Genomic DNA, 14798 nt, shown 5'->3' with positions numbered 1-14798 from the left:
TTGGGTTAGGCAAAGTGACTTGGCAGGCTTTTTTCGCCAAAGCGCCAACGGTGCGTGAGTGCCTGCTTGCGTCAGGCGGTTGCGTTCATCAAGCAGTATCAGTCTGGCTTATTTAGATTGTGTGCAATTTAATTGCGAGCTATCTTTTGTCCTAAATTAGCAATCAGGAATCACAATCATGGCCAATTCATTGCTGGATATCCCGTGCACCACAATCAGTGGCGAGCAAAAGACCCTGGCCGATTTTGCCGGCAAGGCGGTTTTGGTGGTCAATACGGCCAGCAAGTGCGGATTCACCCCGCAATACAAGGGGCTTGAGGCGCTGTGGCAGACCTACAAAGACCAAGGCCTGGTTATCCTGGGGTTTCCCTGCAATCAATTCGGCAAGCAGGAGCCGGGTGATGAAAGTGATATCTCGCAGTTCTGCGAGCTTAATTTTGGTGTGAGCTTCCCGCTGTTCAAAAAGATCGATGTCAACGGCGGCGATGCCCATCCATTGTTTGTCGAACTCAAGCAGCGCGCGCCAGGTTTGCTCGGTAGCAAAGGCATCAAGTGGAATTTCACCAAGTTCTTGCTAAGCGCCGATGGCACTCAGGTTAAGCGTTTTGCACCCACGACCAAGCCCGAAGAGCTGACTAACGAGATTGAAGCATTGCTCAAATGAATCCTGAGTTGTCGCTACAGCTTGATGATCAGCTGTGTTTCAAGCTCTACGCCGCATCGCGGGCAGTGGTGCGTGCGTACAAGCCCATGCTCGACGAGCTTGGCCTGACGTACCCGCAATATCTTGTGATGCTGGTGATGTGGGAGTGGCATCAAGCTGCGCCCAAGCAAGCCACGGTCAAGGCGCTTGGAACCCGGCTGATGCTCGATTCGGGCACCTTGACTCCATTGCTCAAGCGTCTTGAGCAGCAGGGCTTGCTGATTCGCCAGCGTTCGACCAGTGATGAGCGGGCAGTCAATCTGCAGCTGAGCAATCAGGGTGTGCAATTGCGTGAGCGAGTCATACCGCTCAAGGCGCAGTTGATCTGTGAGTCTGGTGCCGATCTGAATGAGTTGGACGAGTTGCGTGCCCAGGTTGGCGGGCTGCTTGAACGCATCGCGCCTATGCTCGGTTATTGAGTGCGGTTTCGAGCACGCTGATCAGTTCTTCACGGGTGAATGGCTTGGCCAGGTAATCGCTCATGCCTGCGGCGGTGCAGCGCTGGCGTTCGTCACTGAGGGCGTTGGCGGTGAGAGCAATGATTGGCAGGCCGGCGTATTGACCGCTCTGGCGAATACGCCGACTGGCTTCATAGCCATCCATGATGGGCATGTTGCAGTCCATCAGAATTAGATCGACGGCGTGCTCGCTGAGTTGCTTGAGTGCATGTTCGCCGTCGTTGGCGATGATTACCTTGTAGCCCAGCTTGATAAGCATGCCTTTGGCCACCAACTGGTTGACCGGGTTGTCCTCAACCAGCAACACACAGGCTTTGTAATCAGTCTCGGCGTGTCCTGCAGCTCTGTTTTTCAATTCCAGCGGGCGCGTGTGGAAGTGGCGTTCCAGCGCGTGATACAAGACTTTGCGTGGCATTGGGCGGGCCAATTGCTCAAGCGGAGCGAGTGACTTTGCCTGTTCCGGCGCGAGGAAGCTGCCATAGGCTGTAACCAGCAGGATTGGCGCCTGACAGTTCAGGCGCGTGCTGTACAGGCACTCAGGGCAGTCGCTGATGACAACATCGGCGGTGTACCCAAGCAGGCTGGCATCGGTGTCCAGGCGCTGGTACTCAAGTCCCCAGTGTGGCAGTTGGGTCTTGAGCATTTCGTGCAGGCCGGAGCTGACCGAGGTCAGGGCGATGATCTTGCCCCTTAGCGGTCCCCAGGCCGGGGCGGGGGCGCAGCCTGTGAGCGGCAGATAGGCAGTAAACTCTGAACCGAAGCCTACCTTTGATTGCAGGCTGAGCGTGCCCTGCATTATTTCGCACAAATGGCGGCTCAGTGCCAGGCCGAGTCCGGTGCCACCGTACTGGCGGGTAATGCCAGCATCGGCCTGGGTAAAAGGTTCGAAGATCCGTTCGTAGGCATCTTCAGTAATGCCGATACCCGTATCGCGCACGGAAAGCTCAATCCCGGCACCTGCTGGTCGAATACGCACATCAACTCGGCCGAATCGGGTGAATTTCAAGGCATTTGATATCAGGTTGCTGATGATCTGGCCGACTCGCGTCGGGTCGCCAAGCACCTCGGCGGGTAGCTCGGGATCGATCAGGCAGGTCAGTTCAACGCCGGGGCTGGCGTTTTGCGAGAGCAGGCTGGCGGTATCTTCGACCAGGGCGCAGAGATCGAAGGCAATGTGCTCAAGCTGCAACTGGCCCGACTCAAACTTGGACAGGTCGAGGATGTCATTGAGTAGATCGACCAGTACTTTTCCCGAGTGATGGGCGATGCTCAGTTGTTGCTGCTGTTCACTGTTGGACGGGTTGTCGAGTGCCAGCGAGAGCATGCCGAGCAAGCCATTCAAGGGCGTGCGTATTTCATGGCTCATATTGGCCAGGAAGGTGGCACGGCTCTGTGCCGTTTGCAGGGCTTGTTGCTGGGCGTGCTCCAGTTCGTGGTTTGACTTGAGCAGGCGGGCATTAGTCGCCTTTAGCTCTGCGGTGCGTTGCGCTACGGCACTTTCCAATTCGAGCAGGGATTGGTTGAGGCGTTGCTCGGCATTTTTACGTTGCTTGATTTCATCATCGATATTGAGCAGCTGCTGGTTGGCAACGCCGACCAAGGTGCCGATCTCATCATGCTCGTGACCCCGCGGGCAGGGCAGCAAGGCCGCATTGGGTTTGTCCAGGGTGCGCGAGCTCAAGGCCCTGACCACTTCGATCAAGGGTTTGGTCAGCATGAAATAAAACATGACCAGCAAAATCAGCGAGAGCAACAAGGTGCGCGCAAAGCCGCTGGCGATGGTCAGCATCGAACGCCGCAGGAAATTGCTGCCAAAGGCGTAGGTGTCCACCTCAATACGCAGCGACCCAAGGTTTTCTTCCGGGGCACGGTCGATTAGCAGCACGCGTTCAAATTGGCGACGTGCGCCAAATAGTGAGTCACTGATAAACCGGTATTGGCTATCGCTGGCCGGGCGCGATGCATGTGCCATCAGGTTGTGATCGGCGGAGATGATGCTGGCCTGGATCACGGCGGGTGAGCGTAGCAGGCCAACCACCAGCTCCTGGGCCAGTTCAGCATCGAGATTGTAGGCAATGCGCGCTGCGGGGTTGTAGCTGGTGTCGAGCAACGCCTGGATTTCACGGTCGATCGAGGCGTCTTCGCTGAGGTAGTCGAATCCCACCTGGATGCTGCAGAGCACCGTGCCGAGAAGAAATGCAACCAACACCGTCAGGCTGGCCTGCTTATACGAGAGACGGTGGGTTAGCGATATTTCCATGGGTACTGGCGGGCCTGTTGGTTTCAGCGGGCAAGCATAGCTGATGTTGATGTGGGGCTGGCGGGTTGATTTTATTTGCTGTCGATGTCGCGCCGCAGTGCTTTATATCCCAGCTTTAAGCTTTCGAAATGACCTGCCTGACGGGTAGACTGGCTAACCCGGTCGCATCAGTTGGGGCTTGTGCCGAAAACCGCCGATCAAGGCGGTATCGCAGGGGCGCGCTGTCGCTTGCAGGCTGCCCCTTCATTGATTGCGAAACAATAGCATCTATAGGACGGCGAAGAGGTTGGTCGCCACGCCTGGGAGTGTGAGTGTGGATTCGCGGATAATTGATTTTGTAGAGCGTGTCGAAGGCGTCCTGGCACGCCTTGAGCCGCTTTTGCCTGCCGAGCCGGTGGTGATTGACTGGCAACAGAGCCTGGCGGCGCGTTGGCTGCGGGAAGGGCGTGGTTGCTTCCTGCAACCGCTGAAGGTTAGCCTGGATCTTGAGTTGACGGACCTGATCGGCGTTGACACCCAGCGTGATCAACTGTCGCGCAATACCGCGCAGTTTGTCCGGGGTTTGCCTGCCAATCATGCGCTGTTGTGGGGCGCAAGAGGGACTGGCAAGTCTTCCTTGATTCGTGCGTTGCTGGCTACTCATGCGAGCAGTGGCTTGCGCCTGATTGAAATTGAACGTGACTATTTGGCCGATCTGCCGCGCATCGTCGAGCAGTTGTCAGGGCTCAAGCAGCGTTTCATTTTGTTCTGTGATGACTTGTCGTTCGAAGCAGGCGAGGGTGACTACCGCATTCTCAAGAGCGTGCTTGATGGTTCGTTGGAACGGGCACCGGACAACGTCTTGCTCTATGCGACATCCAATCGTCGTCATCTGGTGCCGGAAAAGGAAAGCGATAACCTGAACTCCAAGATGGTCGATGGTGAGCTGCACCCAAGCGAGGCGGTGGAAGACAAGGTTGCCTTGTCGGATCGATTTGGCTTGTGGATCTCGTTCTACCCATTCACCCAGGATCACTTTCTCAATGTGGTGCGCCACTGGGTAACGGTTCAGGCCAGGGCAGCAGGTTTGACCTGGCATTGGGATGAGGCTTTGGAGAAAGCCGCTATTCGCTGGGCAACAGGGCGAGGAAACCGCAACGGTCGCTGTGCTTATCAATTTGCCCGCTATTGGGTCGGGCTCCAACTTTTAGAGCGTGCAGATGTTTGAATTAGAAGGTGCTGAAGAATACCCGCTGCTGGTCGCCCAGCTGGAGTCATTGTTGGCGGATGAGCGCGACTTTATTGCCAATGCCGCACAGTTTTCGGCTTTTCTGTTCCAGCAAATGCCTGCACTGAACTGGGCTGGTTTTTACCTGGCGCGTGACAATGAACTGGTGCTCGGGCCGTTTCAGGGCAAGGTCGCCTGCGTGCGCATCCCGTTCGGCCGGGGTGTATGCGGGGCTGCGGCGCAAAGCTTGCAGACCCAGCGAGTAGAGGATGTACACGCATTCGCCGGACATATCGCTTGCGATAGCGCATCCAACAGCGAGCTGGTGGTGCCTTTGCTCAAGTCGGGCAAACTGATAGGTGTGCTTGACCTGGACAGCCCGCAAGTGGGGCGCTTCAGCGCTGAAGATCAGGCTGGCGTCGAGCAGATGGTCGAGGTGTTCCTGCGCCTGACAGATTGCTGAGTGCAGACCTCTTTGCTCAAACAAAAAAGCTCGCACTGCTGCGAGCTTTTTTGTTGCTGGAACGTGATTTAGCTGGGCTGCGCGGCTTTACTGGCCATTTTGGCCAGCATTGCATGTTCTCCGGCCAAAACCGCCTGTAGCGAGCTGAGCGAGCAGATGCGTGAGCAGTGGGCGGCAAGCTTGGGCCAGCGGCTGGCGTCAATGCGCTCATCGCCGTGCTGCATATTCACCCATTGGCAGGTGATCGCCAGGTCAGCCAAGGTCAAGGCGTCGCCAACGAAGAACTGTTTATTGCCCAACTGCTGCTCCAGGTAATCAAAGTGTGGCGGCAGTTTTTCGTTGATTGTCTGTGCAACCGCAATTTCATCGCTGGCCTTGCCCATTGATGTTTTGAGTACGCGGTTACGAAATACGCAAAAGGTGCTGAGTGGGGCGATTTCATAGTCAGCGTATTTTTCCAGCCAGCGTATGCGTGCTCGCTCTTGAGCGTTGGTGCCGAGCAAAGGCGTGCAGTCTGGATATTGCTCTTCAATGTACTGGCAAATCACGCTGGAGTCGGCGAGGCTGAAATCGCCGTCCTTGAAGGCCGGAATACGCCCAAGTGGGTTGAGTTCCTTGTACCAGTCCGGCTGCTTGCCGAATGGAAGAATTATCTCAAGGTCATAATCGAGGCCTTTCTCAGCCAAAAACAGGCGAACTTTGCGCACAAAGGGTGAGAGTGGGGCGCCATAGACGATCATGCTCATTGGGTTTCCTTATGTGTTGGGGTGTTCGACACTTTTCCGATCTAGTCGTAAATGTTCTTCTTTTTCCAATCTTCGTCACTGCCTATGCTCTCAAGGCCCTGGTTCAGCTCGCTGTTTTCATCGACAGGCGCGGGGGTTTGGTTCAGTACCAGGTTATTGGCGATCTGTAGTTGTTCCTGGAACTGCTTGAGTGCTGCGCTATAGCGTGCCGGATCGTTCTGCTTGCGCAGGTACTGAACGCCGCGCTCGAATGCCAGGCGCGCCTGGCCAGCCTGGTTTTGCTGCAGGGCGCGCTGGCCGATATTGCCGAAATATTCGATATGCAGCTGGGTGAGCAGTGGGGGGATTTGTTGCAGCCATTGCTTGGCCTGCGCGGCAGGCAGGATTCCATCCTGGCCTGCGCGGGTAATCTGGCTGTGCAGGTCTTCGAGGATAAACCGGGTTTGCTTGGCTTGCTGCTCGTTAAGAATCTTGACTGGCGGGTTCTTGACCGGAATAGACTCGCCCTGAGCAACCAATTGTTGAAGCTCGGCAACCGACTCCTTGAGCCTGGTATTGGCTTTATCCCGGGCGAGCAGTCGTTCGCTGTAGCTTTGTTGGATTTGGCTAAGCAATAACTTGAGGTTGGGTGACATCAGCTGGCCGGGCATGGACTCAGACACTTCGGCGCAGCGCCGTATGCGGTCATTGAGCTCGGCCTTGAGCCTGGCTTTCTCAAGTTTGCTATTTTCAACGGCATGGTTGATGTAGGCGATGATTAGCAACATGCCAATGCCGCCCACTATCAATAGGGTTATCACGAGCGGGGACATCTATACGACCTCTCGACCACTTAGTTTTCTGCGAGTGTAGTGCCTTAAGCGATCAGCTGATAGCACAGTCGCATTTTTTGGTTTGAAGTTATTGATTTTAAAATATTTTTACACAGAGGTTGACGACTCGATCAAGGCTCCATAGAATGCGCGCCACTTCTTAGCGCAATGTCAGATGGCAAAGCACGGGAAGCCGGAGATAGAGTTGTAGGTTCCGGGCTGCGTCCCCTTCGTCTAGTGGCCTAGGACACCGCCCTTTCACGGCGGTAACAGGGGTTCGAGTCCCCTAGGGGACGCCACTTTCAATAAGTGGCGTTGCAGATGTAAAATGCGGGAATAGCTCAGTTGGTAGAGCACGACCTTGCCAAGGTCGGGGTCGCGAGTTCGAGTCTCGTTTCCCGCTCCAGTTTTAGATGTGTTGCCCGGCAGGCAGCACAATGGCTAGGCAAGCACAGCGCTGTTTAGTTTGCAAAGTTCCAGGTCCCCTTCGTCTAGTGGCCTAGGACACCGCCCTTTCACGGCGGTAACAGGGGTTCGAGTCCCCTAGGGGACGCCATTTTGTTGTAAGCACTCCGCAAGGTGTGTGTTGTAAATGCGGGAATAGCTCAGTTGGTAGAGCACGACCTTGCCAAGGTCGGGGTCGCGAGTTCGAGTCTCGTTTCCCGCTCCAAATAAACAAAAAAGCCGCTCACATCGAGCGGCTTTTTTGTGCCTGTAAATCAACCTCTTTCAATAGCCCGCTCAATGTTTGCGCATTGACGGGCTTTTGTCTGTCAGTGGGTTCAGTGTTTGCTGGAAGTCTGCGGTGCCAGGGCGAGCAGGCGCTTTTCCTGGTTCCAGTCAAATGGCTGGTCATTCTCCATTGCCTCAAAGCGGCGCTCATCGAGTGTCTGGAACATTTCGATTTCCTCGTCGGGCATGAAGTGCAGGCAGTCGCCACCGAAGAACCACAGCAGGTCGCGGGGGACCAGGTGGGCAATTTGCGGGTAACGATGAAATATCTGGCTGATCAGATCCTGGCCGAGGTACAGGCTGCTCTCGGTATCGACTGGCAGCAAGGCGATCAATTCGTCGTAGCGTTCTATGAACAGCGCATGGCTATCGTCGAGAACTTGCTCGGCTTCACCCAGGGCGACCAGAATACCGCGCAATTGAGTGAGCAGGGCGAGGTGGTGATCAAGGTGGCTGCTGGTCATGGCGATAATCCTGAAAGTAAAACGGGCGCGGGAGTATAAAGCTCCGCGCGCCCGCTGTCCTGTTATGGACGATGGGGCTTACCTGATTTTGCCACGGCTGAGCTTGAGCTCATCCTTGGCAAAGTCATCGACATCAATCACCTGGCGCCGCGCCGCTTCAGCCTGTTGCAGGCTGGCGGCCTCTTCGGCAGAGAGTACGCCTGCGGCGAGTGCGCTTTCGATCAGGGTTTGCCCCGGCACTTCGTCGACCTCACCAGCCTTGGCCGCTTTGTGCAGTTTTTTCTGTAGCGGTTTAGCCTGCTCAAGCAGATCCATTGCCCGCTGCAAGGCAGCAACTGGGTCTTTCTCGGCGGTTGGCCGGTAGCAACCAGTAAGGATTTCCTCCAAGGCTGCATCGCCTTTGTTGCGACCGATGATCTCGGCAATTTCTGCGTCAAGTTCATCACTTGGGCCACGGTGGCGACGGCCCAGCGGGAATACCAGCACGCGCAAGGCGCAACCGAGGAACTTGTTGGGGAAGTTGCAGAGCAGATCATCCAGCGCTTCTTCGGCCTTGCACAGGCTTTCTTCCATTGCCCAGCGCAACATGGGTTTGGAATGAGCCGAGTAGTCGAGGTCGTGATAGCGCTTGAGCGCAGCCGAACCCAGGTAGAGGTTGCTCAATGCATCGCCAAGGCGTGCAGAGAGACGCTCACGGCGTTTCAGCTCGCCACCCAGCAGCATCATGCTCATGTCGGCAAGCATGGCGAACGCTGCGGAGAGGCGGTTCAGTGCGCGGTAGTACGGTTGGCTGAGGTTGTCGCCGGGTACTGCACCAAGACGGTTCAGGGTCAGGCCCAGGACCAGGGTGCTGGCGGGGTTGCTGATGGCGAAACCGATGTGCTGCATCAACAATTCGTCGAACTCAATAAGCGCCTGGTCCTTGTCTTCGCGACTGGCCAGGGACATTTCCTTGAGCACGTACGGATGGCAGCGGATCGCACCCTGGCCGAAGATCATCAGGTTGCGCGACAGAATGTTCGCGCCTTCGACGGTGATGAAGATCGGCGCGCCTTGCCATGAGCGGCCCAGGTAATTGTTGGGCCCCATGATGATGCCTTTGCCGCCATGTACATCCATTGCATCACTGATGCAGTCGCGGCCGCGCTCGGTCAGGTGATACTTGAGGATAGCCGACAGAACCGAGGGTTTTTCCCCAAGGTCGACGGCATTGGCGGTGAGGATGCGCGCACTGTCCATCATCCAGGCATTGCCACCAATACGGGCCATTGCCTCCTGGATACCCTCAAAGGCCGAAAGTGGCACATTGAATTGCTCCCGGACCTGGCTGTACTGGCCTGTCACCAGGCTGGTGAACTTGGCAGCGCCAGTGCCCACCGCAGGCAGCGAGATGGAACGCCCGACCGAGAGGCAGTTCATCAGCATCATCCAGCCCTTGCCGAGCATCTCTTGTCCGCCGATCAGGAACTCAAGCGGAACAAATACATCTTTACCCGAGTTGGGGCCGTTCATGAAAGCCGCGCCAAGCGGATAGTGACGGCGACCGATCTCGACACCGGCGGTATCGGTCGGTACCAGCGCCAGGCTGATGCCGAGGTCTTCCTCTTCACCCAGCAGGTGGTCAGGGTCGTAGGCCTTGAACGCGAGGCCAAGCAAGGTGGCGACCGGGCCAAGGGTGATGTAGCGTTTTTCCCAGGTCAGGCGCAGGCCGATAACTTCCTTACCTTCCCATTCGCCTTTGCAGATGATGCCGGTATCTGGCATCGCACCCGCATCCGAACCTGCCAGCGGGCCGGTCAATGCGAAGCAGGGGATGTCTTCGCCACTGGCCAGGCGCGGCAGGTAATGGTTGCGCTGTTCGTCGGTGCCGTAATGCAGCAACAGCTCTGCTGGGCCGAGCGAGTTGGGCACCATGACGGTCGAGGCAAGGTCGCCGCTGCGAGTGGCAAGCTTCATTGCCACTTGTGAGTGGGCGTAGGCGGAAAAGCCTTTGCCGCCGTATTCCTTGGGAATGATCAGGGCAAAGAAACCGTGTTCCTTGATGTGTTTCCAGGCCTTTTCTGGAAGGTCCATCTGCTGACCTATGTCCCAGTCAGTGACCATGGCGCAGAGTTCTTCGGTGGGGCCATCGAGGAAGGCTTGCTCTTCTTCGCTCAGTACTGCCTTGGGGTAAGCCAGCAGTTTGTCCCAGTCCGGACGACCGCTGAACAGTTCGCCATCCCACCAAACGGTGCCGGCCTCAATCGCGTCGCGCTCTGTTTCGGACATGGGCGGCAGCACCTTTTGAAACCAGGCGAACAAAGGCGCGCTAAACAGTTTGCGGCGTAAGTCGGGCAATGCCAGTGGCAGGGCGACTGCGAGCAGGATCAGCCAGAGCACCGTCATGAGCGCGCCGTGTGCGTGGCTGAAAGAGCCCATGACCAGCAGGTAAACGGCAACGCATGCCAAGGCGGGTATTGGTGAGATGCGGCGGTGGGCCAGATAAGCCACGCCAATCACTAAAACAATTAACCAGACTGCGAGCATTTAACGTCCTCCATGATGACGCCTGGGCGTCATGAGCTTAGCCGTCACCTGTCAATAGATGACGAAAAGGGCGGTGAGTTTGACTTTTATATAGTCACTTCAGCACTTACAGCCTAGCTGGACTGGGCTAGCCAGGCCATGGGCAGGCGCCGATGCAGCTATAGGTCAAAGCCAACCGCTTCATCGATAATGACCAGCCTACGCTAATTGAGTTCGCAGATCATGCCCAAGGTGTGACATCTGGCACTAGCCACTCAACTTATGATGTCGCACCTCGAGCATGGCCCCGGATTGCGTGACGCCATTCAGGCGGGGTCTGGCAGGCCCATTATGAAGCGCAGTAATAGTCACCATCAGGCCTGGGGTCTTTCTTCTTTATGGCACAGTGCTAGGCTGTGCCAGTGCCAATTTATTTCATTAAATTTCGACTGCTGCTTCGGGCCTGCGGCTTTGGACGTTAGACTTACGCAGTCGCATCATGGCGCAGCTTGTCTCTTTTACTCACTTTTTATTTTTGGGTGCGTGCATTCTTTATGACTACCGCTCTGTCCATTCGTCAACTTACAAAAACCTATGGCAATGGCTTTCAGGCACTCCACGGCATTGATCTGGATGTAGCTGAAGGCGACTTCTACGCATTGCTCGGCCCCAACGGCGCGGGCAAATCCACCACTATAGGCATTCTTTCGACCCTGGTTAATAAATCCAGCGGTACGGTCAATGTCTTCGGTTTCGACCTCGATAAAGACCCGGCTTCGCTCAAGCGTTGCATCGGCGTGGTGCCACAAGAGTTCAACTTCAACCAGTTTGAGAAGGTCTTCGACATTGTCGTGACCCAGGCTGGCTACTACGGTATTCCCGCACGAATTGCCAAGGAACGCGCCGAGCACTACCTCAAGCAGCTTGGCTTGTGGGAGAAGCGTGACGTAGCGTCGCGTGAACTTTCGGGCGGCATGAAGCGCAGGCTGATGATTGCTCGGGCGTTGGTCCACGAGCCACGCCTGTTGATTCTCGATGAGCCTACGGCGGGTGTTGATATTGAGCTGCGCCGGTCGATGTGGAGTTTTCTGACCAAGCTCAACGAGCAGGGCATCACCATCATCCTGACCACCCATTACCTTGAAGAGGCCGAGCAGCTGTGCCGCAATATCGGCATCATCGATCATGGCCGGATTGTCGAAAACACCAGCATGCGCGAGCTGTTGCAAACCTTGCATGTCGAAACATTCCTGCTCGATCTTACGGCTTCCTTGCTGGTCGAGCCCGAGCTTGAAGGCTATCCGGTCAAGCTGGTTGATCATCACACCCTTGAGGTGCAGGTCGACAAGAATCAAGGGGTAACCGAGCTGTTCCGCCAGCTCGCAGAGCAGAATATCGACGTCTGCAGCCTGCGCAATAAAAGCAATCGACTGGAGGAGTTGTTCGTCAACTTGGTCGAGAAGAACCTGGCCAAGGAGACAGTATGAACACCGCACACCTAAATTCAGAGTTTGCCGCGAACATGGTTGCCCTGCGTACCATCGTGTATCGCGAAGTGCGCCGCTTTACCCGTATCTGGCCGCAAACCCTGCTGCCGCCAGCCATTACCATGGTCTTGTATTTCGTCATCTTCGGTAACTTGATTGGCCGACAGATTGGCGACATGGGCGGTTTCAGCTACATGCAGTACATCGTTCCGGGCTTGATCATGATGTCTGTGATTACCAACTCCTACGGCAACGTGGTTTCAAGCTTTTTTGGCAGTAAATTCCAGCGTTCGATCGAAGAGTTGATGGTGTCCCCCGTGTCGCCGCATATCATTCTGATCGGTTACGTAACCGGTGGCGTACTGCGCGGTCTGGCCGTGGGTTTTATCGTCACGCTGTTGTCGCTGTTCTTCACCGACTTGCAGGTTCATCACCTTGGCTTGACTGTATTGGTGGGGCTGTTTCGCTGTTCTTCACCGACTTGCAGGTTCATCACCTTGGCTTGACTGTATTGGTGGTGCTGTTGACCGCGACGATCTTTTCGCTGGGCGGCTTCGTCAATGCGGTATTTGCCCGCAACTTCGATGATATCTCGATTATTCCGACTTTCGTCCTGACGCCGCTGACGTACCTGGGTGGGGTGTTCTACTCAATCAACCTGTTGCCACCGTTCTGGCAAACGGTTTCTTTGGCCAATCCGGTGTTGCATATGGTCAATGCCTTCCGTTACGGCATTCTTGGCGTTTCGGACATTCGCATCAGCGTCGCTGTGGCCTTTATGTTGCTCGCTACAGCCGTGCTTTACCTGGTTTGCGTGCGCTTGCTGGTCAGTGGTCGCGGTATGCGCCAATAAAGGGGAGCCGCACTGGCAAAAACGGCGTTTGGCCCATCGACCAAGCGCCGTTTTTTATGGCGGTGAAATCTGTATGCGGTGCTGGATAAGGCGGAACGCCTAGACCTTAAGCACCAGTTTGCCGAAGTTTTCACCGCTGAACAGTTTGAGCAGGGTTTCCGGGAAGGTTTCCAGGCCCTCGACAATATCTTCTTTTGACTTCAGCTTGCCGCTGGCCATCCAGCCGCCCATTTCTTTGGCTGCATCGGCAAACTGGCTGGCGTAGTCCATCACCACAAAACCTTCCATGCGCGCCCGGTTGACCAGCAGTGACAGGTAGTTGGCGGGGCCCTTGACGGCTTCTTTGTTGTTGTACTGGCTGATGGCGCCACAAATGACGATACGTGCTTTCGGCGCGATGCGGGTCAGCGCGGTGTCGAGGATATCGCCACCGACATTGTCGAAGAATACGTCGATGCCTTTTGGGCATTCGCGCTTGAGACCCGCTGCCAAGTCTTCATTCTTGTAGTCGATGGCACCGTCAAAACCCAGTTCATCAACCAGCAACTTGCATTTCTTCTCGCCGCCAGCGATGCCCACGACCCGGCACCCTTTGATCTTGGCGATTTGCCCGACAATGCTGCCCACGGCGCCGGCAGCGCCCGAGATCACCACGGTTTCACCCGCTTTGGGGGCGCCCACATCAAGCAAGGCGAAGTAGGCCGTCATGCCGGTCATGCCCAGGGCGGAAAGGTACAGCGGAAGTGGGGCGCGACTGGGGTCAACTTTGTAAAAGCCGCGCGGCTCGCCGACGAAGTAATCCTGCACGCCGAGCGCGCCATTGACATGATCGCCCACTTCGAAATTAGGGTTCTTCGAGGCGATGACCTCGCCGACGCCCAAGGCTCGCATGACCTCGCCCAAGCCCACCGGCGGGATGTAGGACTTGGCATCGTTCATCCAGCCGCGCATGGCAGGGTCGAGCGACAGGAATGCATTCTTGACCACGATTTGCCCCTCTGCAGGCTCGGCCAGAGGCGTTTCTACAAAACTGAAGGTGTCACGGGTTGGTGCGCCAACGGGGCGCTTGGCGAGCAGAAATTGGCGGTTGATTTGAACAGTCATGGCAATTTACTCATTGTTCGAAAACTAGGGTGATAGCGCGTCATGTGCCGATGAGCAACCTGCGCCTGAAAATCGAATGTAGGCCGATTTATCAAGGTGATAGTAGGTCGCGGTGTTTTATCACCATTTTAAATCCGACAACTATGATGCCCTTGATAGTGCTGCCAGCTGCCTTGGGTTCCTGACTAGACTCGAACATCAGAAATCTTCAACAGGGGAATATGCACATGGGCTTTAGCTTCAGTGGAGAGGTTGCGTTGGTTACGGGGGCTGCAGCTGGCATTGGTCGTGCGACGGCGTTGGCGTTCGCTGGGCAGGGCCTCAAGGTCGTGGTTTCTGATGTCGATAACGCAGGTGGCGAGGCGAGCGTTGAAATGATTCGCCAGGCCGGTGGCGAAGCCGTTTTCATCCCCTGTAATGTCACGCTCGACAGCGAGGTCGCGGCGCTGATGGAGCAGATTGTCCAGTGTTATGGCCGGCTCGATTATGCCTTCAACAATGCTGGTATCGAGATCGAGCAGGGCAAGCTTGCCGACGGCAGTGAATCCGAGTTTGATGCGATCATGGGCGTCAACGTCAAAGGTGTCTGGCTGTGCATGAAGCACCAGATTCCGCTCTTGCTGGCCCAGGGCGGCGGGGCAATCGTCAACACGGCCTCGGTTGCAGGCCTTGGCGCGGCCCCGAAGATGAGTATTTACAGCGCATCCAAACATGCGGTCATTGGTTTGACCAAGTCGGCTGCGGTCGAATATGCGAAGAAAAAGGTTCGGGTCAATGCCGTGTGTCCTGCTGTAATCGACACAGATATGTTCCGCCGTGCCTATGAGGCCGACCCGAGAAAGGCTGAGTTTGCCGCCGCAATGCACCCGGTTGGGCGTATCGGCAAGGTCGAGGAGATTGCCGCCGCTGTGCTGTATCTGTGCAGTGACCAGGCTGCCTTTACCACTGGCCAGGCCTTGGCAATCGATGGCGGCGCGACCGCGATCTGATCCTCAAGCGTTGCA

The 14798-nt window shown here is 56.2% G+C and carries 12 protein-coding genes, 4 tRNA genes and 1 pseudogene; 11 read left to right on the top strand and 6 right to left on the bottom strand.

Annotated elements, in window-relative coordinates; translation table 11 throughout:
* Positions 1-178: 178 nt before the first annotated feature.
* Positions 179-664 carry a glutathione peroxidase gene (locus PSES9_RS0120620; RefSeq protein WP_010490191.1) on the top strand — a complete coding sequence of 162 codons (486 nt, stop codon included), beginning with the start codon at positions 179-181 and terminating at the stop codon, positions 662-664.
* Positions 661-1122, top strand: a complete 462-nt coding sequence (locus PSES9_RS0120615; protein ID WP_010490189.1) for a MarR family winged helix-turn-helix transcriptional regulator — start codon at positions 661-663, stop codon at positions 1120-1122. The genes PSES9_RS0120620 and PSES9_RS0120615 overlap by 4 nt, the downstream gene beginning before the upstream one ends.
* On the opposite strand, the gene PSES9_RS0120610 is transcribed toward PSES9_RS0120615, so the two are convergent.
* Complete coding sequence (locus PSES9_RS0120610; RefSeq protein WP_010490187.1) at positions 1106-3421, bottom strand: hybrid sensor histidine kinase/response regulator; 2316 nt, start codon at positions 3419-3421, stop codon at positions 1106-1108. The genes PSES9_RS0120615 and PSES9_RS0120610 overlap by 17 nt on opposite strands.
* Positions 3422-3734: 313 nt before the next feature.
* Between PSES9_RS0120610 and PSES9_RS0120605 the strand changes: the two genes are divergently transcribed.
* Entirely contained in the window at positions 3735-4628 is an 894-nt protein-coding gene (locus PSES9_RS0120605; RefSeq protein ID WP_010490185.1) for an ATP-binding protein, read from the top strand.
* The gene (locus PSES9_RS0120600; protein ID WP_010490183.1) at positions 4621-5091 is read left to right on the top strand and encodes a GAF domain-containing protein; all 471 of its coding nucleotides are present in this window, start codon (positions 4621-4623) and stop codon (positions 5089-5091) included. Before PSES9_RS0120605 ends, PSES9_RS0120600 begins: the two co-directional genes overlap by 8 nt.
* Positions 5092-5159: 68 nt before the next feature.
* On the opposite strand, the gene PSES9_RS0120595 is transcribed toward PSES9_RS0120600, so the two are convergent.
* The gene (locus PSES9_RS0120595) at positions 5160-5837 is read right to left on the bottom strand and encodes a glutathione S-transferase family protein (protein WP_010490182.1); all 678 of its coding nucleotides are present in this window, start codon (positions 5835-5837) and stop codon (positions 5160-5162) included.
* Positions 5838-5878: 41 nt separating this feature from the next.
* Positions 5879-6649, bottom strand: a complete 771-nt coding sequence (locus PSES9_RS0120590) for a hypothetical protein (protein ID WP_010490179.1) — start codon at positions 6647-6649, stop codon at positions 5879-5881.
* A 223-nt stretch (positions 6650-6872) separates the two neighbouring features.
* Between PSES9_RS0120590 and PSES9_RS0120585 the strand changes: the two genes are divergently transcribed.
* The 4 genes from PSES9_RS0120585 (at position 6873) to PSES9_RS0120570 (ending at position 7319) form a co-directional block, all read left to right on the top strand.
* Positions 6873-6948, top strand: a tRNA-Glu gene (locus PSES9_RS0120585).
* Between the two features lie 31 nt (positions 6949-6979).
* A tRNA-Gly gene (locus PSES9_RS0120580) sits at positions 6980-7055 on the top strand.
* A 74-nt stretch (positions 7056-7129) separates the two neighbouring features.
* Positions 7130-7205, top strand: a tRNA-Glu gene (locus tag PSES9_RS0120575).
* 38 nt (positions 7206-7243) lie between these two features.
* Positions 7244-7319 (top strand) — tRNA-Gly (locus tag PSES9_RS0120570).
* Positions 7320-7431: 112 nt separating this feature from the next.
* Here the strand turns inward: PSES9_RS0120570 and PSES9_RS0120565 are convergent.
* Entirely contained in the window at positions 7432-7845 is a 414-nt protein-coding gene (locus PSES9_RS0120565) for a PA2817 family protein (protein ID WP_010490177.1), read from the bottom strand.
* Between the two features lie 78 nt (positions 7846-7923).
* Positions 7924-10371, bottom strand: coding sequence for an acyl-CoA dehydrogenase (locus tag PSES9_RS0120560; RefSeq protein ID WP_010490176.1), 2448 nt, complete (start codon positions 10369-10371; stop codon positions 7924-7926).
* A gap of 533 nt (positions 10372-10904) precedes the next feature.
* Here PSES9_RS0120560 and PSES9_RS0120555 point away from each other — a divergent pair.
* Entirely contained in the window at positions 10905-11837 is a 933-nt protein-coding gene (locus PSES9_RS0120555) for an ABC transporter ATP-binding protein (RefSeq protein ID WP_010490174.1), read from the top strand.
* A pseudogene (locus PSES9_RS23995) lies at positions 11834-12690 on the top strand (ABC transporter permease). The gene PSES9_RS0120555 and the pseudogene PSES9_RS23995 overlap by 4 nt, the downstream one beginning before the upstream one ends.
* A 99-nt stretch (positions 12691-12789) precedes the next feature.
* Here PSES9_RS23995 and PSES9_RS0120545 read toward each other — a convergent pair.
* Entirely contained in the window at positions 12790-13794 is a 1005-nt protein-coding gene (locus tag PSES9_RS0120545; protein WP_010490173.1) for an NADP-dependent oxidoreductase, read from the bottom strand.
* Positions 13795-14021: 227 nt separating this feature from the next.
* On the opposite strand from PSES9_RS0120545, the gene PSES9_RS0120540 reads away from it, so the two are divergent.
* Complete coding sequence (locus tag PSES9_RS0120540) at positions 14022-14783, top strand: SDR family oxidoreductase (RefSeq protein WP_010490171.1); 762 nt, start codon at positions 14022-14024, stop codon at positions 14781-14783.
* The last annotated feature ends 15 nt before the right edge of the window (positions 14784-14798 follow it).

Origin of the sequence: Pseudomonas sp. S9 (genome assembly GCF_000222125.1) — a bacterium.
GTDB classification, from domain to species: domain Bacteria; phylum Pseudomonadota; class Gammaproteobacteria; order Pseudomonadales; family Pseudomonadaceae; genus Aquipseudomonas; species Aquipseudomonas segetis.
This window is presented reverse-complemented; position numbering and strand designations above follow the sequence as displayed.